This is a genomic window from Candidatus Ornithobacterium hominis, from assembly GCF_900538215.1.
Lineage (GTDB): Bacteria > Bacteroidota > Bacteroidia > Flavobacteriales > Weeksellaceae > Ornithobacterium > Ornithobacterium hominis.
The window spans coordinates 169180-190051 of the sequence record NZ_UNSD01000002.1 but is presented as its reverse complement, the minus strand read 5'-3'; the positions used below and the strand labels follow the sequence as shown (position 1 = coordinate 190051).

The window sequence follows — 20872 nt, the reverse complement described above, 5'->3', positions numbered from 1 at the left end:
TATAATTTGGTACTCAAAAAATTAATCACTAAATTTGCGTACAATTTAGCGATAAAAAGTCACTAAAAGAGCCTCTACCGAAGCTCTTTTTTTGTTATTACAGATTTTGGTATGAAAGAAAAAGTAGAACAATTGATACAAGAAGCGTTGGAGGAAAATCCTTCTTTGTTTCTAGTAGATTGGGAAATTAATACAGAAAATCACATTGAAGTTTTGGTGGATGGAGATGAAGGCTTACCAATAGATGAGGTAGTGCGTATTAGCAGACACATTGAGCATAATTTAGATCGTGATGAGGCTGATTTTTCTTTGACGGTTTCTTCACCTGGTGCCACCCGCCCGCTAGAGATTCCTCGCCAATTTAAAAAAAATATTGGCCGAAAGTTGAAGGTGAAAACAGATGGAAAAGAGTTTAAAGGTGAATTGATAGAAGCAGACGAAGAAGGCATTACTTTGCAATGGAAACAAAGAGAGAAAAAACCGCTAGGTAAAGGAAAACATACGGTGACAAAGGTGGAAAAAATTGCATATGAAGCAGTGAATAAAGCAACGGTAGAATTAGAGATTTAAAAAAAATTATGGACAATCAAGCTTTAATAGAATCCTTTATTGAATTTAAGGATGAAAAAAATATAGATCGGATTACTTTAATGGCCATTTTGGAAGATTCTCTGAAATTAGTTTTGAGAAAAAAATATGGTTCAGATGAGAATTTTGATATTATTGTAAATCCAGACAAAGGAGATTTGGAAATTTGGCACAATCGGGTGGTGGTAGAAGATGATGAATTGGAAGATGAAAGTGCTGAAATTTCTTTGACTGATGCCCGAAAGATTGAGGAAGACTTTGAGGTCGGGGAGGAGGTTTCTGAGCCAGTTTTGATTAAAGATTTAGGGCGGAGAGCAATTCTAACCTTGAGCCAGAACCTTAAAATGAAAACCCTTGAGCATGATTATGCAAATATCTATGAAAAATTTAAAGAGTTAGAAGGTGAAATCGTGAGCGGCGAAGTACATTACATCCAGCGAAATCACGTTATCATCGTTGATGATGAGCAAAATGAAATGATTCTGCCCAAGCAGCAGCAAATCCCTTCTGATTTCTTCAAGAAAGGAGAAACAGTGAGAGCCGTTATTCATGAAGTTGTCTTGAAGGGGAACAAACCGCAGATTGTACTTTCGCGTACGTCACCTGTATTCATGGAACGCCTTTTTGAACAAGAAATTCCAGAGGTATACGATGGGTTGATTACCATCAAAAAAGTGGTGAGAATGCCAGGCGAGAAAGCAAAGGTGGCAGTGGAATCTTATGATGATAGAATAGACCCAGTGGGAGCTTGTGTGGGAATGCGTGGCTCGAGAATTCACACCATTGTGCGTGAGCTGAGGAATGAGAATATAGATGTGATTAATTTTACCAATAATGAAGAGTTGATGATTCAAAGAGCAATGAGTCCAGCTCAGGTTTCTCGCATCGAGATAGATGAAGAGAATAAACAGGTGAAAGTTTATGTGAAATCAGACCAAGTTTCTAAGGCTATCGGTGCAAAAGGCTCAAATGTGAGGTTGGCTTCTCAGCTAATCGGCAAAGAAATTGATGTGTTCCGAGATGAGCCCCAGGAGGAAGATGTGGAATTGATTGAGTTTTCTGAAGAATTTGATGATTGGGTGATCGAATCATTGCACAAGATTGGCTTAGATACAGCTAAAAGTGTTTTAGCTCAAGATGTTGATTATATTGTAGAAAAAGCTGATTTAGAGGTAGAAACGGTAGAGGCCATTATGACAATTCTCGCAAGAGAGTTTGAAGAATGATTATAAACAAAGAATAGAATAAAGAAAAAGTGCAAAATTCTTGTTAAATTTGCACGTTGATATAAAAGAAATAAAGCGCATATATGCCAAAATCTTATCGATTAAGTAAAGTAACTAGAGAATTAAATATATCCATCGGCCGAGCGGTTGATTATCTTGGTGAGCAAGGAGTCGAAATGGATACCAATCCCAATGCCAAGCTAGATCAAGCTGCCTATGATTTATTGTTAAATGAATTTGATGCAGATAGATTGCAAAAAGAAGCCTCGGGAGAAGTCAATATTAATAAATTAGACAAGGAGAAAAAAGAGCAGCAGAAAAAAGAGGCTGAGAAAAAGAAAAAAGAAGAGGAGGAAAAAGCGCGTAAAGAAGCTGAAAGGTTAGCCGAGGAAGAAAAAGCTCGGGAAAAAGCTCAAGAAGAAAAAGAAAGGCTTGAAAAAATAGCTGCTGAGAAAAAAGCGGAAGAAGAAAGAGCTAAAAAAGAGGTCGAAGAGCAAGCTAAGAAAGAAGAGGAGCAAAAATTGGCGGCACAACAACAAGCCGAAAAAGAAAAAAAAGAAAGTCCATCTTTGCTAACGGAAAGAAAGAAATTAGCTGGGTTGACAAAAGTGGGTAAAATTGAGCTTCCGTCTGATAAAAAAGATACCGAGAAAAAAACATCTACAAAAGATAAAAAACTGACTCCCGCTAACTCAGAAAAGGAAGAAAAAGAAATTCTAGATAGTAGAAAAGAGCAAGAGTCTAAATCAGATGCTCCTAAAAAAGAAGAGGATGATGATAGAATCAAGACTAAGTATAAAAAACTAGAAGGAATTACTAAAGTTGGGAAAATAGACCTTTCTAAGTTTGAAGATAAAAAGAAGAAAGATAGCAGCTCTGACGATAAAGATAAGAAGAAGCGTAAGCGTATTAAAAAAAATGTAAAATACGATAACCGTAAAGGCGGAAACAATAACCGAAATAAGAATACTCGACCTAAAAAAGATGTTTCTGAACTGACAGAAGAAGAGGTTCAAAAACAAATTAAAGAAACGTTAGAAAAATTAACTGGCAAAGCGAATAAAACTTCTAACAAACGAGGAGCTAAGCACCGTAGAGAAAAACGTAAAAATCGTAGAGAGCAAGAAGAGCTAGAAATTTTAGAACAAGAGCAGAATAAGTCAATTAAAGTAACCGAGTTTGTAACGGTGAATGATTTAAGCTCTTTAATGGATACCAATGTGATGGATATTATTTCTGCTTGCATGTCTCTAGGAATCATGGTGACGATGAACCAGCGTTTGGATGCTAATACCATCGAACTAGTAGCAGATGAATTTGGCTACAAAGTTGAATTTACCGATGCAGAGCTAGAAGAGGCACAGGAAGATGAAATCGTAGATAATGAAGAGGATTTATTGCCGAGAGCTCCAATCGTTACAGTCATGGGGCATGTTGATCATGGTAAAACCTCTTTGCTAGATTATATTAGAAAAGAAAACGTAATCGCTGGAGAATCAGGTGGAATCACACAGCATATTGGTGCATATAGCGTGGAGGTAGAAAAAAATAAGTTTATAACATTCCTCGATACGCCAGGTCACGAAGCCTTTACCGCAATGCGTGCGCGAGGAGCTCAGATTACAGATATAGCTATTATCGTGATCGCAGCAGATGACCAAATCATGCCACAAACCGAGGAAGCCATTAGTCATGCTCAAGCAGCTGGAGTACCCATGATTTTTGCAATTAACAAAGTTGATAAACCGACTGCCAACCCAGAAAAAGTAAAAGAACAGTTGGCTCAGAAAAACTTATTGGTAGAAGATTGGGGCGGTAAATTACAGTCTCAAGATATTTCTGCAAAAACAGGTTTGAATGTAGACGAACTTTTAGAAAAAATATTACTGGAAGCCGAAATGCTAGAACTCAAGGCAAATCCAGATAGATTGGCCAACGGCACAGTCGTAGAAGCCTCGTTAGACAAAGGTAGAGGTTATGTTTCTACAATTGTAGTTCAGAATGGAACATTGAGAGTCGGAGACTACGTCTTAGCAGGGAGCAATCATGGGAAAGTAAGAGCTATGCTGAATGAGCGAGGCCAACAAATCAAAGAAGCTAAGCCAGCTACCCCAGTTACCATACTGGGATTAGACGGAGCACCTACTGCTGGAGATAACTTCAGAGTTTATGCAGATGAAAAAGAGGCGAAGCAATTAGCGGGCAAGCGAGAGCAACTTCAGCGAGAGCAAAGCATTAGAACTCAAAAGCACATTACGCTAGATGAAATCGGTCGTCGAATTGCTTTGGGTGACTTCCAAGAATTGAATGTAGTGTTAAAGGGAGATGTGGACGGTTCTGTAGAAGCTTTAACGGATTCACTGCAGAGACTTTCTACCGAAGAAATTCACGTTAATATCTTGCATAAGGGTGTAGGGCAAATCACAGAGAGTGATGTCTTATTGGCTTCAGCATCAGACGCCGTTATTATCGGGTTTAATGTAAGACCAAATTCTTCTGCAAGAAGCGTTGCAGATAAAGAAGAAGTAGAAATCAGAACTTATTCGATAATCTATGATGCCATCAATGATGTGAAAGAAGCGATGGAAGGTATGCTTTCCCCAGACTTGAAGGAAGAAGTAATAGGTGAAGTAGAAGTAAGAGATACCTTTAAGATTTCTAAAGTTGGTACCATAGCTGGTTGTATGGTGTTGACAGGTAAAATTACTAGAAACAGCCAAGTTAGAATCATTCGTGAAGGTGTGGTAATTCATGATGGTGAATTAGCAAGTCTTAAACGCTACAAAGATGACGTGAAAGAAGTTAATAAAGGCTATGAATGTGGTCTAAACATTAAGAACTTTAACGACATTCAAGTAGGAGATACGATAGAAGTTTATGTTGTAAACGAGGTAAAGAAAAAACTGAAATAAAAATTTTTTAAGCCTTAAAAAAAATTAAGATAATGGAGCTGTTTCTGCAAAAAGAAACAGCTTTTTTTTTTAATTAATTTAAAATTAGAGAAGCTTTAATTTATGAATAAAATAAAAACATACTCTTTTATTTAATTCAATTTAAAAAATACTAAAAAAACAGGTTTAATTTATTGAAAATTCAAAGTTAAAGAAGAGGGATTAAGCAATAAAAAAAATAAGATAAATTAAGCATATTTTGAATAATAATGTATTTTTGCCGACTTAATTAAATTTTTTTAAAATGAGGAAAAACGTTAAAAAACTTCTTAGCGTTGCAGCTTTTGTTTTTGCTGTTCATAGTTACGGGCAAGAGAAAGTAGTAACTGGGCAGGTTTTAGATGCAGATGGTTTTCCTGTTCAAGATGCTTATGTGTATGTTGAAGGTAAAATCGATGGTGTCTACACAGACCAAGATGGGAATTATTCTATTATGGCTGAAAAAGGCGACAAAGTCATGATTGAATACATAGGCAAAGAAACTAAAACCATTTCAATCACTGATAAAAATGAATATGTTGTTAGATTGACAGGGCAAGGAGCCGTCGCATTAAAAGAGGTGGTGGTAATGGGCTATGGTTCTGCTAGAGATGTAGCTTCTGTAGCGAGTAATGTCTCTGTAGTGTCAGGAGATGTGGTAGATAAAAGACCATCCGCGAATGCTTTAGATGCTTTGCAAGGGCAAGTTTCTGGTTTGCAAATTTATACTTCTACAGGAGAGCCTTCAGCAGCTTCTTCTATTCGGTTGCATGGGATAGGCTCTATTGGTGGTAGCAATTCACCTTTGTTTATTCTAGACGGAGTGCAAGTGGATTCTGGAATAATGAATAAACTAAACCCTTCTGATATTGAAAATATTTCGGTGCTGAAAGATGCTGCAGCAACCTCTATATATGGTTCTCGTGCAGCAAATGGGGTTGTCTATATCACAACTAAAAGAGGTAAAACTGGAGAAGGTAGTTTGACTGTAGGTGTACAGCAAGGTTTTTCTACATTGGCAGATACAAGTTTTTTTGATGGACTCTTCGATGCTAAGGGATTGGCAGAATTTTGGGTAGATACAAAATATAGAACACAAGCACAAGTAGATGAGTTGAGAAAAAAATACCCACATAATACCAACTGGAGAAAAGTCTACTATAAGGAATATACCCCAATGTTGCAGGTGAATACCTCTTTTGCAGGGGGTGCAGATAAGGCAAGATATTATATATCTGGTAGTTACGTAGACCAAGAAGGTCCGTCTTATCGTTCTGGTTTAAAGCGATATAACTTGAGATCTAATATTGATGGTAAATTGAACAACTGGTTAAGTTTAGGTTTAAATGTTTCCATGGCTTATTCAAAGTATAACCAAAATGGCTGGAGAAGTAATAACTCAAATGGCAGTCTGTCTTGGTTTGCTCAGCCTTTTTACTCTCCAGTAGATGAAAATGGGAAAGAATACGCTAGAATACCAGGATGGAACAGGTATCACCCACACTATTTAGCCAATAAAAATCCGTCAGATCATAGACAAGTTCAAATCAATACTAGCGGTTACGTAGAGCTAAACCCATTCAAAAACTTAACTTTGCGGAGCCAAGGAGGGGTGCAATTATATGTAAAAAAACATGATTACAAAAGATTACCGTCTTATTTAGGGTCATTGAATGATGGTGAGGCTATGACAAATGTGACAAATTATGTAATGAAAACGATAACCAATACGGCTGAATATAAATTCAAATTGGGTGATAGACATAACTTTATAGCACTTGCTGGGCAAGAATATAATGATTATAATTTTGAAGAAGTAGAAGGAGAAGGTGGCGGCTTGAACAACGACAGATTGACACTTTTGGGGCAAACAACTAAGAATAAGAAAGTTGATCAAAATCGTTCAGAATATGCTTACTCTTCTTTCTTTGGTCGACTGGAATATGACTTTGACAAAAAATATTACCTCAATGCATCATTACGTAGAGATGGCTCGTCAAGGTTTGGTAAAGAAAATAGATTTGCAAACTTCTGGTCTGCTGGTTTGATGTGGAAGGTTAAAAAAGAGCAATTTTTGGATGATGTTAATTGGTTGAGTGATTTAACTGTGAAATTAAGCACAGGAACCAGTGGTAACTCTCTGATGGGGCTTTATGACTACCAAGGAAATTATGAGAGTTTAGCCTTGGTTAAGTCTTCGCAATACAATGGTAACCCAGGATATAGATTGAGCGAAGCAGGGAATCCTGCACTGTCTTGGGAAAAGCAAACTTTAAGCACTTTGACTTTAGATATGGAGTTTTATAAACGTGTAGGCTTAGAACTTTCATTCTATAATAGAGTAACAAAAGATTTGATATTTAATGTCCCAACAGCATTTACCACAGGATTCTCTTCATACAATCAAAACGTTGGGAAGTTGCAGAATAGAGGTATTGATGTTACGTTTAATGCTTCTGTTATCAAGACAAAGGATTATCACATAAGACCTTATGTGAATTTTAACTACAACCAAGATAAAATTTTAGGTATTTTCCAAGATAGAAAGCATTGGATAATCCCCAATACAGGTGTAGGATATGTCGTTGGGCAATCCATCAATTACTTATACCCCATCTTCAAGGGAATCAATAACCAAACTGGTTTAGCAGAGTGGTATTTGCCATACGGAGGAGAGAAAAAAGTGTCTCAGATACGTAAGGATGAAAATGCAGTCACAACAACTTTTTCTGAATCAACTCTAGAACAAAACACGGGTAAAAAAAGATATACACCTATGACTGGAGGTTTCGGGCTAAGCGCAGGCTACAAAAACTTTAGTCTCCAAAGTGATTTCTCATTTGCTTTAGGTAAAAATCTAATAAACAATGATAAATTCTTTGCAGAGAATCCTAGTATTTTCACTGGGTATAATCAAAGTTCTACCGTAAAAGATTACTGGAAGAAGCCAGGTGACGTGACACGCTTCCCTAAATATGGAGAACAGTTTACACGATTTGATTCTAGATTGATAGAAGACGCATCATTTATGCGATTAAAAAACATTACACTCGCTTATGATTTACCTAATTCTTTGACTGACAGAGTCAAGTTCTTGAATGGTGGTAGAATTTATATCACGGGAAGGAATTTATGGACCCTGACTAAATACTCGGGATTAGACCCTGAAGTTGATTCTAACATAGCTTTAGGTAGAAACCCTAATACAAAACAGTATGTTTTTGGATTTGAATTAAAATTTTAAAAAATTAAAATAAATGAAAAATATCAGTAAATATATACTACCTATTGCCATTGGATTAAGTTTGGCAAGCTGTACAGGTGAGCTAGAGAAAGAACCTCACACTCAATTAACAGAAAATACTGCATTTAATAACCTGTTAGATGCCCAAAACTGGGTGAACGGAATGTATTCTGGTTTGAGAGGAAGTATAGCTAATAGTAATACCATTCCACAAGATATTCAAGCCGACCAGTTGAATGCAACTGTTGAGTTCGGTAACAGATTTGGTAATGAACATAGTTGGATAAATTTACAAACAAGTTATGGAACATTTAGCGCAGTGTGGGCTGGTCACTATGAGAATATTGCCAATATTAATAAAGCTTTAGGAGGATTCCCGAACATCAAGACAAAAGATGATGCCGAAAAAGCAGCTATAGAAAATTACAAAGGAGAATTGTTAGCAGCAAGAGCTTATCATTATTCATACTTGGTGAGACGATTTGCCAAGCCATATAATCCTGCTTCTGCAGCAACAGATTTAGGCTTGCCTTTGACGTTGACATTTGACCTTAAAGCTTTGCCTGCAAGAAGCTCTATGAAGGAAACTTACGAGCAAATACTGAAAGATTTACAACAAGCAAGAGAAAAGTTGCCAGCAGCTGCAGGTAAACCAATGGCGATTAAAATCAATCAAGATTTTATAGATGCGTTAGAAGCAAGAACAAAACTATACATGCAAGATTGGCAAGGAGCGAAAACCGCTGCAGAGAAATTAATCAACAGCGGAACCTATTCGCTAACGAATAATTTTGAAGGCTTAAAAAATTTATGGGAAAAAGATAATTCGCTAGAAATAATTTTTCAGTCTTTTGTTCAAGCACCAGATGAATTAGCGCTAGCGACACCATTCTCTACCTATGTAGGGTTCCGGCCAGATAGCAAAAAATATCAGCCAGATTATCTGCCAACACAAACGACTATTGACCTTTTTGATGATAAAGATTACAGAAAAGATATTTATTTCAAGAAAGTGAAAGGTTTGTTCCAAGGAGTTGATTATGAAAATGTAACCATCATTAATAAATTCCCAGGGAATCCAGCTTTGTTTACAGAAGCTAACAGTAAACATGAGCATGCGCCAAAAGCCTTTAGACTAGCAGAAACTTACTTGATTGCGGCAGAAGCCTCTTATGAGTTGAATGATGAGAGTACAGCAAAGAAGTATTTGAATGAATTGAGAGTGGCCAGAGGACTTGATGCTACCAATGCAACGGGAACAAACTTGCGCGATGAAATCAGAAATGAACGCACAAGAGAATTAGCTTTTGAAGGTTTTAGATTAGATGATTTAAAACGATGGAAGATAAATATCGAAAGAAAGACCCCGCAAAACTTAGAATACCTCATAGTAAACCCAGCAGAGAATTTTTATCAAATGAACAGAGCATTCAATCACTTCATGACTGTATGGCCGATTCCATCAAATGATATCCAAATTAATCCAAATTTGATTCAAAACGAAGGTTGGTAAAAATTTTTTAAGCCTTAAAAAAAATTGAATAAAAAAACCGTTTCAGCATATGAAGCGGTTTTTTTATTAAACTGCGAGTAATTTTTTTTCGTTCTAAATAAGGTTTAAAACATCTATTTTTATGAGAAATATCATTAATTCTATAATTTATTTTGATTTGTTTTATCAAAAATTTAATTGAGCATGCTTTTGTGTGCTTTTATGTGCGGTTTTATTGACTTGTTTTACAACAACAAGTGTTAAAATGTTGTAAATATTTGAAATATTTATAACTTAGCTAAAAACAAACTAAAAATATGAGGAAAAACGTAAAAAAATTACTTAGCGTTGCTGTTTTCTGCCTTGCCATTTATGGTTTTGGTCAAGAAAAAACAGTAACGGGGCAAGTATTAGATTCAGATGGCTTTCCCGTACAAGATGCATTTGTGCATATAGAGGGAGAATCACAAGGTGTCTACACAGATGAGAATGGGAATTATACTATATCTGTAGAGGCAGGAGATGTTGTAGTCGTGGAATATATTGGTATGGAAACCAAAAGTGTGACGATTGGGGCAAAGAACACTTATGATTTAAAGTTAACCAAGGGAGGGGCTATAGTCTTAAAGGACGTTGTAGCTGTGGGTTATGGTAGCCAATCGCTGAAAGATGTGACAGGAGCTATTACTTCAATTAGTGCAGAAGAACTGGAGAATAAACCAGTAGCATCTGTAGAGCAGGCATTGCAGGGGAAATCACCTGGTTTGCAGATTGTAAACACTGCGGGTAGAGCTGGAAGCCAGGTGCAAATGAGTATAAGAGGAAATGGTTCTTTAAGAGCGTCTAATGATGTCTTATACGTGATTGATGGAGTGCCTCAGGAGTCGATGAGTCACTTGACAAATGAAGACATCAAGAGTATTTCTGTGTTAAAAGATGCTGCATCTGCAGCGATTTACGGTTCAAGAGCTTCTAATGGTGTTATCTTGATTGAAACGAAACGTGGAGGATATGGAGAAAATGTGAAAATACAAATCAATTCTTCTAGAGGGTGGCAATCTCCTGTCGGTCTTCCTAAACTTCTTGATGCTACGCAATATAAAAAAATACATGATGTTGCAAGAACAAATTATGAGGCAGATATTGCATTAGGAGTACTTAAGGCGCCCAAAAATCCTGCTGTATTAACTCCAATGGCTCAACCGCAAGCCAGCACAGATTGGTTAAATCAAGTGCTAAGAAATGCTGCAATTGTAGAAAATCACCAAATAAGCGTAAGTGGTGGGGGAGAATCTACGAGAGCTTACCTCTCTGGTTCATTCTTTAACCAAGAAGGAATTATAAAGCAAGATAGCTACAAAAAAGGAAGATTAAGATTAAACGTAGAACAGAAGATTACAGAATTCTTGTCAACAGGTATTAACTCTTACTTCTCTTACTCTTCAGCCACTCCAATTGCGGATGATAATAATACGTACCAGCCGTGGAGTAATGCCATTCAAGCACCTCCTATTTACCCAGTCTATGGAGATAAAGGAAAACCTTACAGAGGCAATTTTAAAAATCCACTATGGGCTTTTGAGAGAGAGGTTGCTAGTCGCTGGCAGACAGTAGGGGGGCAGTTTTATTTTGATTTGACTCCTTTAGCTGGGCTTACTTGGCATTCCTCTTTTAGCGGGAATATAGATAATGAAAGATATAATCGATTTGATGCGCCTAATACAAAAAGAGGAGAGAATGGAGACGGTGTACCTACAGGCTATGGGCGATATTCAACTACAAATAATAGAAATTACCAAATAGAAAATACATTGACTTATGATAATAAGTTTTTTGAAAATAATTTGAGTTTGAATTTCTTAGCAGGGCATACATACCAGCATTGGGATTATGAAGATTCTTATTTAGAAGGAGAGAAATTCCCTTCTGATGATTTAAGATGGTTAGTTTCTGCCGGGGAAATTAATAAAGGTAGAAGTTATATTTTAAGCATAGGTTTAGAGTCCTTCTTCTCACGATTACAATTAAACTGGTCAGGCAAATATTTGCTTATGCTATCAGCCAGAGCAGATGGATCTACAAAATTTGCTAAAGGAAACAAATGGGGGGTATTCCCAGCAGCTTCTGCAGGATGGGTAATCTCAGAAGAACCATTTTTCAATAGTAGTACAGTTAATCTATTTAAACTGAGAGGTTCCTATGGCTTAACAGGAAACCAATCTGGAATTAGCTATGCTGTAGGGCAAAATTTATTGACAGGGGGGCAGAATTATGATTTGCAGCCAGGTTTAGCCGCAACAGAGGTGTATAACCCTGACCTAAAGTGGGAAGTAGGCTATAGTACAAACATAGGATTGGACTTAACATTATTTGATAGACTTAACCTTTCTCTTGATTTGTATAAGAAAACAACCAAAGACTTGTTAAATAGAATAAATATACCTCAAGAGTCTGGATTTAGAACGATGCTCAAAAATATTGGAGAAATATCAAACAAAGGATTTGAGGTAAGTACAAACTTAGATATTTATAAGTATACAGATTTTAAATGGAATATTGCAGCAAACTTTTCATACAATGAGAACAAAATTAAAGATTTAGGTCTAGGTGAGGTTGATTATAATACAACAGGTTTCGTTTCTGTTCTAAAAGAAGGAAAAAGTCTTGGCTCTTTCTATTTATTAGAAAGCCTAGGCGTTGCCAAAGAAAAATATGAATATAAAGATGCCAATGGAGCTGTGACAAAAGTTGTACAAGCAGGAGATATGATCTATAAAGACCAAAATGGGGATGGGAAAATAGATGATAACGACAGGAAAGTATATTCTGGCGGAATTGCACCGATATATGGTGGAGTTTCAACCTCAATTAGCTACAAAGGCTTTGATTTATCTATTGCAGGTCAATACTCAGTAGGGAAAAAACTGTATGCAATGTATAAGGAAGGAGCGCTAAACGGAGGAGCCGTTGGTCATCCATCTTTCTCAGAGAATATGTTGACACAAATGTTAGACTATTGGTCTCCAAAAAATCCAAATGCTGCCAACCCAAGACCGCATTTATCTTCAGCAATTTCATCTTGGAACACCCAAAGATCTACAAGATATCTAGAAGATGCAGATTATTTCAGAATTTCAGACATTACAGTAGGATTTAATTTAACTTCTATACCCTCGCTTAAACTTGGGTTTATAGAAAAAGCTAGAATTTATGTTCAGGCAAGAAATCCATTTACTTTTACAAAATATTCAGGTGTAGACCCCGAAGTACAATACTTGAACCAAGGGACGGCAAATAACCAAAATGAATCAAACCTAGCGAAGACAACCTCTGGTGTAGATTATAATGGAATTCCAAATATTAAATCAATAAACGTAGGTTTAAATATTAATTTTTAAAATAAAAAAATGAAAAAAATATTTTTATATATAATGATTGTAGGGAGTGTATTGTCACTAAACTCCTGCTTAGAGGAAATTTCCTCAGAGGCCTCATTAGATGCTTCAAGTAAACTAGCAGAAGACGATGTCAATAAATTACTGGTAGGCTTATATAGGAAAGTTAGACATCCTAACAGTTACGGGTATTTCGCTGTGATGGCAACAGAGATAATGGCAGACAACTATAAGCCAGTGAAATTTCAATGGTTTCAGGTTCAAAACATCTATGAGCATAATGTGCCGTCAAATGATCTTTTATTAAGAAACCTCTATGTAGATTTCTATGCAGGTATAGATAGAGCAAATACGATTTTGAAGTCACCATCTGCAAATAAAGATCAAAAAGGGAAAGCAAAATTCTATAGAGCATATACGTATTTAAGACTTTTTGATCTGTATGAGAGAGTTCCAATCATTGATGAAAATTATAATAGACAACCCATTGCACCATCATCCAAAGAAGACGTGCTAAACTTCATCATCGAAGATTTGAAATACGGCAAAGAAAATATGGTAGAATTTGATGGGAAGAATGTAGGGCTATCTAGCAAAGTTCCTACAAAAGAAGCTGCAGCAGCATTGTTGGCAAGAGTTTATAGGCTAAAAGGCGACCTCGCCGCTGCTGCAAATGAAGCAGAATATGTGATAGGAACCAATAAGTTTTCTATCGCTCAAAACCCAAAAGAAAGAGACAGTGAGGTGATTACAATGCTAAAAGGAAACAAAGCAGAGGAAGCAGGCTCTTGGGGATGGATAATGAGCTACGAGTCAAGAACTTGGAATTGCTTTGCCGCAGCAGATGATTTATTGAATCTGATTTCAGATAACGATACGAGAAGAGCATTATTTGATTTTGATAAAAAAGACGAAAGAAACGGATATGTATTTTCAAATAAATATAAGACTCAAGATAACTCAGATCTGTTAGTCGTTAGAATACCAGAAATGTATTTAATTTCTGCCGAAGCAGGAAATACAAATAGACTGAGGGAATTACAAAACATCCGAAACTCTACGCTGAGTCTAGAAGATGAAAGAAGACTTGAGATGTCTTTTGAATGGACCAGATGGCAAGACTTGAAATTATCAAAAAAACAAGACTATGTGCTTCCCTATCCACAGCAAGCCGTAGATAGCAATCCATTGTTGAAATAGAAAATCAAAGAAGCCGCCTCCGCCAGAGGCGGTTTTTTTAGATGTAACATCTATTACAACAAATCTTGATTTTTCAGCTTTCTGCCAAGGCCATTATTTTTTGATGTAGACTATCTACAAATTCCTTAATTTTGAAGCATGTATAAATGTTTTTTTTTAAGCCTTATATTTTTTCCAATTTTTGCATACGCTCAGATTAATGCTGAGAAAACTCAAAACGTATTGCGTGATTCTATACAAAACGCAGAGCCTAAATCTGTTCCCGATTCACTGAAAACCTTTTCACCAAGCATACAAGATTACCAAAAATGGAACTCTCTAGAAGAGAAAAAGCCCATTGATACCACTTTGAGCATTCAAAATTTTTATCAACAAAACGTTTATCTACAAGACAATTTTTCATATCAATTGCCATCCAATTGGGGGAAGCCGCTTATCCCGCTTAGCATTGAGGTCAAAAGAGAAAGTAAATTTGTCCCCACAGGGAAATCATATTTTTATACACTAAATGAAGCCGTTAATTACTACGATGTGAAAACTCCCATTACACGCTTTATCTTTGAAAATGGCGTAAGAGAAGGGCAATTTCTCTCTACACTTTTTACTCATAATCCCAATCAGCAAATCAACTATGCCATTAACTTTAATTCGCTTAGGTCGCAGGGATTTTTTCAGAGAGAATTAGTGAGCGTGAAAAACTTAACTGCAGCGGTGAATTATAAAACAAAAAATCAACGTTATCAGCTAGAGACAAACTTTATTTCCCAAAGCAATAATAGTGATGAAAATGCTGGACTAGATAGTTTGAGTATAAAAGCCTACCAGAGTAACAATCCAGATTTTAGTGACTTAGAGCGTCTGACCCCAAATTTAAATACCGCCAAATCAGAATTCCAGTCCAATTCATTTTTTATCAATCATCATTTTGGCTTATTTCGTATCGGGAAAGATTCCCTACAGCAATATCCATTTAGAATTTATCATCAGTTAAAGTTCAAAAAAGAAAGCTATAATTATGCAGAGAATTCAGATGAAGCTTACTATAAATTTGAAGAATTTGATGTAAAAAATAGAAAATCAGCAAAGAATTACAAAGAATTTTCTAATCGAGCTTTATTAGGCTTTTCCATATCAGATCGCTTAAAGCTTCAAGCAGGTTTGGTCTACAGCCTAGAGCAAAATTACCTTGACACTATATTTTCTAAGCCTTTACAAATTCCACAGAAAATCAATGAAAATCGCTATGGAGTGGTAGCAAATGCAGCTTTTCTATGGAGAGATAACATTCAACTAAAGGGAAATGCTGAGTTTACCAATGGAGAAAATTTTGGATCACAGTTTTTCGTTCAGGGAAATTTGGTTGCTAGGTTTAGTGATTTGGTAAAGGTGGAAGGTGATGTGAAAATTGCTTCAGAAATGCCCTCATACAACTTGATATTTAATCAAAATTTTTATAAGCCTTATAATTTTTTTAATGCTGATTTTAAAAATGAAAACATACAAAATCTTAGGTTTAAGCTAAAATTACCACGCTTATCCTTACAAGCCTTTGGTGGGTTTTATAATGTATTGAATTACACTTATTTGAATGAAAATCAGTTGCCTGAGCAGTCTGGTTCGGCTTTAAATTACTTTAAAGTAGGGGGAGAGTATTTATTATCTTTTAAGAAATTTCATTTCTTATCGCGTGCACAATATCAGCAGGTGACCTCCAATGCCCATTTGCTGCCTTTGCCAAGTGTGGTGGCTAGGCTCACAAGTTATTATCAATCACCAGTTTTCAGCAGAAATGCAGAGCTACAGGCAGGGTTTAACGTCAAATGGCACACTAGGTACAAAGCTCGCTTATTTTCTCCGATTTTGAATGAATTTTATTTACAAAAATCTGGAGAAGAAATAGCATTAGGTAACTACCCGCAATTGGATGTTTTTGCCAACCTGAAGGTGAGAAGCATGCGTATCTACTTCCGTGCAGAAAATTTAACTTCTTTTATTTTGCCTGCACAAAATTTAATAATGCCCAATCAAGCCTTTAGAAATTTCAAACTTCAGATGGGTGTACATTGGATTTTGTTCAATTAAGAGCTCGTTTTAGTTTCATTTAATCTTAGCAAAGGCTCGATAAACTGTCGGTCGTTGCACAGGCGAGGCACTTTATTTTGCCCACCGAGTTTGCCACGTTCTTTCATCCAGTCGTAGAATAAATTCTCCCGTGCGATGTGAATGTTTGGTGCATTCAGCGTCATATTATTATAGCGTTTAGCTTCATAGTCAGAATTGATTTCTTTCAGCCGATCGTCAAAAATATTTTTAAAGGCTTCAAAATTTTCTGGCAATTTTTCAAATTCAATGATGTATTCGTGCCCCCCTTTTTCTTTGTCTTTCATAAAAATAGGCGCACCAGTAAATTCATTGATTTTGGCTTCAGTGGCCTCTGCCGCTACTTTTAGTGCATCTTCTACATTTTCTATGATGACTTCTTCGCCAAAGGCATTGATGTAATGTTTAGTCCTGCCCGATACGACAATACGGTAAGGATTAACACTCACAAACTTTACGGTATCTCCAATCATATAGCGCCACAAGCCACCATTGGAAGAAATAACGATAGCATAGTTTTTACCCACTTCTACATCGCTAAGCGGAACGGCTTTGCGTTCGTGCATTGCTGAACCTTCCATCGGGATAAATTCATAGAAAACACCAACATTGAGCAATAGGAGTAAATCTTTAGAATCTTTTTGATCTTGAAAAGCAAAAAAGCCTTCACTCGCATTATAAATTTCATAATGCCTCAACTCTTTTCTGCATAAATCTGCATAATTCGTTTGGTAAGGTTTAAAGCTAATTCCTCCGTGGAAAAAGACTTCCACATCAGGCCAAATTTCGTCTAATTTTTCTTTTCCTGTGATTTCTAAACAGCGGTTAAGCAATACGAGCATCCAACTTGGCACGCCCGTCAAGCTACCCACGCTCTCGTTGATGACTACATTGGCAATGGCATCTAACTTCACATCCCAATCGCTCATGAGTGAAATCTCACGATTGGGGGTATTCATAAAATCAGTCCAAAAAGGCAAATTATCAATCATGATGGCAGAGAGGTCTCCATACTTGGTTTTATATTCTTGGTACAATTCAGCACTTCCTCCAATTCTTAAATTTTTTCTTTTGAAAATTACCGTATCGGGGTGATTTCTTAGGTAATTAGCAAAAAGCATTTTACCGCAAGTGAAGTGATTACTCTCCAAAGATTGCTTGGTGATGGGGATGAATTTACTTTTAGCATTAGTAGTGCCAGAGGACTTCGCAAAAAAATGACAAATTCCTGGCCATAGAATATTTTCCTTTCCTTTTCTTGCACGTTCTATTTCTGGTTGAATTTCTTCATAGGTAACGACAGGTACTTTCTCTTGAAACGTTTGATAATTTTTTATTTCATTAAAATGGTGTGTAAGACCGTATTCCGTTTTTTTCCCGTTTTCGATGAGAAGGGAAAACTCCTTTTCTTGGGCCGAATGAGGGGCATTAATGATTTCCTCCATTTGGTCATAATAAGCCTGGGTAATGAACGATGCAACTTTATTGATGATACTCACGAATTTTAAGTTTAATTTACCTACAAATTAAGTTAACTTTGTAATGGCTGAACAAATTACAAAAAAAGAACTAAATGCAATATACCGGGCCCTTAAAAAAAATGTTGACGGAGCTTAAATTTCCAATTCAATACTATCTTAGTTTAAAAGATGACTTCTTACACATCAATCAACTCATCGGGCAAGAGATGGAAATATGCTATATAGCAAATGAGTGCAAATCTTGTCGTTTAGACAAGCCAATTTTCAGAATGGGATTTTGTAAAAACTGTTTTTTTACTGCTCCTGAAGCGAACCCTAATATTATAAAGCCAGAACTTTCTCAAGCTCATTTGGGAATAGAAACTCGTGATTTGGCTTGGGAAAAAGAATTTGAATTGCAACCGCATATTGTATATTTAGCAGAAAGTGGCAGTATCAAAGTCGGTGTGACGCGCGAGAAGCAAATTCCCTTCCGGTGGATTGACCAAGGAGCAGACCAAGCGATTGTCTTAGCAAAAACAGAAAATCGATATGAAGCAGGTATGATAGAAGTGGCCCTAAAAGAATATTATGCCGATAAAACTAATTGGCGACAGATGCTCACGGCAAAAGCAGACCAGTTTGACCTAATAGAAGAAAAAATAAAAGCAAAAAACTTTATCCCTACTGATTTTCAGAAATTTTATGTAGAAGAAGGAGAGGTTTATGATTTTGAATTTCCAGTAAAAACTTATTTACCAAAAGTAAAGTCAGTCAAGTTAAGTTTGAATAAACCCTTCTGTGGGAAATTAATGGGAATCAAAGGGCAATACCTGATTTTTGAAAATCAAGAAGTCATCAATGTGCGAGGGAATGAGGGGAAAGTGGTTACTATCAAGATTTAAAAAAAAATTAAGGCTTAAAAAAAATCTTTAAAAATGATTTAAACAAACCATCTTTAAAGATTTTTAAAAATTTTCTAAGCCTTAAAAAAATTTAATTCGCTAATTTCTCAGCTCTTTTATCCTTCAAATCAGAAGCATCGATAAATGAAGGAATCAATTGCTGCTGAACCAATGTTGAGTTTTGAGCTTGGATTGAATTTATTTCCATTTCTTCGTTCATAATTTTTTCAGGTGGAGCGGTCTTATTAGAGGGTTGGATGAAGAAAACCCCATTATTCCCCTTGATGGCAGAGGAAACTTTACCTTTTGGCAAGCCAAAAGCCGCAGCCGCTACATTTTGCTCTACTCCGATACCTGGTAAATTTCCGTTGAAATAAGTCAACCCATTGGCGGTTTCTACCTTTGTATTTAGAGTCTTAGCAATACTATTTAAATCTTTAGGACTACCTACTTTCTCTTGTATAGATTTTGTAACCTTTTCATGTAAAATAAAAGGCTCTACAATCTCTTTGTAAGCAGTAATGTTGTATTCATCTCCACTAAATTTATCGTTGAGGTAAGCCACAATTTGTCCGCCATCGTTGGTTTCAAATCGTTGTATACTACCAGGTTTGGTGTCTTTGTTAAACGCCCAACTGAGGATGTCAGATTCTTTTTTAGTATTTTCTATACCTGGGAGTTGAGGTTGAAAGCGTGATAATCCATATTCGGTAGAAACCTCTGCTCCTGCACTTCTTGCGCTATTGACGAAATCATTGGCAGATTTGCCTTGAGACTCAACAGCAACTTTGCTTGATTGGTTGAAGATATTCTGCTGAGTTTCTTCGCTTGGCATTAGTTGTTTTTGAATCCTAGCCAATTGATAACCAGTTTTTTGCTTCACATCATCAATTCGGATGATATGATACCCAAATTCAGAAGCAACTAAATCAATACTTCCTTTAGGATTATTGGTAATATAATTTAAATAAGCTGGAGAGAAATTCTGTTGAAATCTGCTGACCCAGCCAACGCTACCGTTGTCTTTTGCAGCAACTTGATCATCTGATGCGCTAGAAGCTAATTCATTGAATTTAGCTGGATTTTCCTTTACCACGCTCAATAGGCTATCAGCTTTAGCTTTAGCTTGCTCGTTAGTCAAAGAGCTATTTCCTCCTTGGCTTCCTTGGAAACCAATGAGAATATGACTTGACTTTACTGAGTCAGTAACTGGTTTCACATCAGAGATTTTGATCAATTGGTATAAATTTTCTACCTGAATAGGACCGACTACTTTACCTTTTTCTAAATTTGACAATAAAGCAGACTTTATAGCCTCGTTGGGTATATTTTCTAGCTGAGTTTTGGTGTAGTAGTTAGGGTCAAATGGAGCTTCAGAATAACGTGAAACATAAGCTGAGTCGTTGATAGAAGCTGTAAATGATGGGATACTATCTGTAATGCCAGTTTCTTCATCTTTGATGACTTGTGAGCTTAGAAAAGCATTGATGCTTGAGTTGAATTTTTGGCGATCGGCATCACTTGCTTGTGCAGGGAAATAAGCATAAGATAAGTTGACTGAAGGTTCTTTTTTGAATTGTTTTTTATACTTCTTCAGATATGATTTGACTTCATCATCAGAAACGGTGATGCCATTAGCTTTCGCATAATCGGTATAGTCAACAAAAACATAATTAATGTCTGATTGTACTGATTTCAAATCACTATTGAATTTAACTTCAGAATTGGTTGGTAAAATTCCACCAGCAACTAATGAAATAAATTCTGAACGCAGAGCATTAAACTGAGGGTTGAAGTTTTGCCATTGCTCAAAAAAGTAATTAGCCTGCGGATTTCCTCCCTGTGCAGCTGCTTGTAATTGAGCTAAAAACTGCTTAGCAAGACCGATGTTTACTTGATTATTTTGATTGACCAAATCAGGATTGAGTGAAGAAAAAAATCTCCCCGCCATCTGATAATATTGATTGTCGGTAAAGTTTAATCCTAATTCCTTTGTTTCACTACTAATGATTCTCTCCTGTAGCAACTGATTCCACGCTTGTTGAGAAACTAAGTTTTGACTTGCTCCTTCCAGCCTTGGATCTTTGGCCAATCGATTGTAAGCTAAATTGTAATCCTGAATATTGATAGGTTTACCATTTATAGAACCTAATTCATTGGGGTTCCCAAAAACATTTCCTTGTGAGAAGGCATCCCCCACTAAAAAAGCAAATAAGGGTAAACCAATTCCTAAAATTAATAGCCAAGGGTTTTTTCTAATTTTTCCTAAAAGCGCCATGCGTTAAATTTTCTTTACAATCTGCAAAATTACAATTATTCTGTAAAAATACTG

General features: G+C 36.3%; 11 protein-coding genes. 9 read left to right on the top strand and 2 right to left on the bottom strand.

What is annotated here, in order from left to right:
* The first annotated feature begins 111 nt into the window (after positions 1 to 111).
* The 8 genes from rimP (at position 112) to D5J18_RS01070 (ending at position 16157) form a co-directional block, all read left to right on the top strand.
* Positions 112 to 570 (top strand): ribosome assembly cofactor RimP, encoded by a 459-nt coding sequence (rimP, locus tag D5J18_RS01105; RefSeq protein ID WP_119057177.1) that lies wholly within the window; start codon positions 112 to 114, stop codon positions 568 to 570.
* A gap of 8 nt (positions 571 to 578) precedes the next feature.
* The gene (gene nusA, locus D5J18_RS01100; RefSeq protein WP_119057176.1) at positions 579 to 1814 is read left to right on the top strand and encodes a transcription termination factor NusA; all 1236 of its coding nucleotides are present in this window, start codon (positions 579 to 581) and stop codon (positions 1812 to 1814) included.
* Positions 1815 to 1897: 83 nt separating this feature from the next.
* Positions 1898 to 4726, top strand: a complete 2829-nt coding sequence (gene infB, locus D5J18_RS01095; RefSeq protein ID WP_119057175.1) for a translation initiation factor IF-2 — start codon at positions 1898 to 1900, stop codon at positions 4724 to 4726.
* A gap of 283 nt (positions 4727 to 5009) precedes the next feature.
* The gene (locus tag D5J18_RS01090) at positions 5010 to 7988 is read left to right on the top strand and encodes a SusC/RagA family TonB-linked outer membrane protein (RefSeq protein WP_119057174.1); all 2979 of its coding nucleotides are present in this window, start codon (positions 5010 to 5012) and stop codon (positions 7986 to 7988) included.
* A 13-nt stretch (positions 7989 to 8001) separates the two neighbouring features.
* Entirely contained in the window at positions 8002 to 9501 is a 1500-nt protein-coding gene (locus tag D5J18_RS01085; protein ID WP_119057173.1) for a RagB/SusD family nutrient uptake outer membrane protein, read from the top strand.
* 296 nt (positions 9502 to 9797) lie between these two features.
* Complete coding sequence (locus D5J18_RS01080; protein ID WP_119057172.1) at positions 9798 to 12878, top strand: SusC/RagA family TonB-linked outer membrane protein; 3081 nt, start codon at positions 9798 to 9800, stop codon at positions 12876 to 12878.
* A 9-nt stretch (positions 12879 to 12887) separates the two neighbouring features.
* Positions 12888 to 14075, top strand: a complete 1188-nt coding sequence (locus D5J18_RS01075) for a RagB/SusD family nutrient uptake outer membrane protein (protein WP_119057171.1) — start codon at positions 12888 to 12890, stop codon at positions 14073 to 14075.
* 138 nt (positions 14076 to 14213) lie between these two features.
* The gene (locus D5J18_RS01070) at positions 14214 to 16157 is read left to right on the top strand and encodes a putative porin (protein WP_119057170.1); all 1944 of its coding nucleotides are present in this window, start codon (positions 14214 to 14216) and stop codon (positions 16155 to 16157) included.
* Here the strand turns inward: D5J18_RS01070 and D5J18_RS01065 are convergent.
* On the bottom strand, positions 16154 to 17620 hold the full coding sequence (locus D5J18_RS01065) for a GH3 auxin-responsive promoter family protein (protein ID WP_119057594.1): 1467 nt from the start codon (positions 17618 to 17620) through the stop codon (positions 16154 to 16156). The two genes, D5J18_RS01070 and D5J18_RS01065, sit on opposite strands and share 4 nt — an antisense overlap.
* 155 nt (positions 17621 to 17775) lie before the next feature.
* On the opposite strand from D5J18_RS01065, the gene D5J18_RS01060 reads away from it, so the two are divergent.
* Positions 17776 to 18540: a DUF2797 domain-containing protein gene (locus D5J18_RS01060; RefSeq protein WP_311394697.1), complete on the top strand. Its 765-nt coding sequence runs from the start codon at positions 17776 to 17778 to the stop codon at positions 18538 to 18540.
* 91 nt (positions 18541 to 18631) lie between these two features.
* Here the strand turns inward: D5J18_RS01060 and D5J18_RS01055 are convergent, their stop codons facing one another.
* A complete protein-coding gene (locus D5J18_RS01055; RefSeq protein WP_119057168.1) occupies positions 18632 to 20818 on the bottom strand; it encodes a peptidylprolyl isomerase in 2187 nt (728 codons plus the stop codon).
* Between the last annotated feature and the right edge of the window lie 54 nt (positions 20819 to 20872).

Excerpts from the sequence above, each read along its gene's own strand:
- rimP (WP_119057177.1), top strand. The coding sequence starts at position 112 with ATGAAAGAAAAAGTAGAACAATTGATACAAGAAGCGTTGGAGGAAAAT.
- nusA (WP_119057176.1), top strand. The coding sequence starts at position 579 with ATGGACAATCAAGCTTTAATAGAATCCTTTATTGAATTTAAGGATGAA.
- infB (WP_119057175.1), top strand. The coding sequence starts at position 1,898 with ATGCCAAAATCTTATCGATTAAGTAAAGTAACTAGAGAATTAAATATA.
- D5J18_RS01090 (WP_119057174.1), top strand. The coding sequence starts at position 5,010 with ATGAGGAAAAACGTTAAAAAACTTCTTAGCGTTGCAGCTTTTGTTTTT.
- D5J18_RS01085 (WP_119057173.1), top strand. The coding sequence starts at position 8,002 with ATGAAAAATATCAGTAAATATATACTACCTATTGCCATTGGATTAAGT.
- D5J18_RS01080 (WP_119057172.1), top strand. The coding sequence starts at position 9,798 with ATGAGGAAAAACGTAAAAAAATTACTTAGCGTTGCTGTTTTCTGCCTT.
- D5J18_RS01075 (WP_119057171.1), top strand. The coding sequence starts at position 12,888 with ATGAAAAAAATATTTTTATATATAATGATTGTAGGGAGTGTATTGTCA.
- D5J18_RS01070 (WP_119057170.1), top strand. The coding sequence starts at position 14,214 with ATGTATAAATGTTTTTTTTTAAGCCTTATATTTTTTCCAATTTTTGCA.
- D5J18_RS01065 (WP_119057594.1), bottom strand. The coding sequence starts at position 17,620 with ATGGAGGAAATCATTAATGCCCCTCATTCGGCCCAAGAAAAGGAGTTT.
- D5J18_RS01060 (WP_311394697.1), top strand. The coding sequence starts at position 17,776 with ATGTTGACGGAGCTTAAATTTCCAATTCAATACTATCTTAGTTTAAAA.
- D5J18_RS01055 (WP_119057168.1), bottom strand. The coding sequence starts at position 20,818 with ATGGCGCTTTTAGGAAAAATTAGAAAAAACCCTTGGCTATTAATTTTA.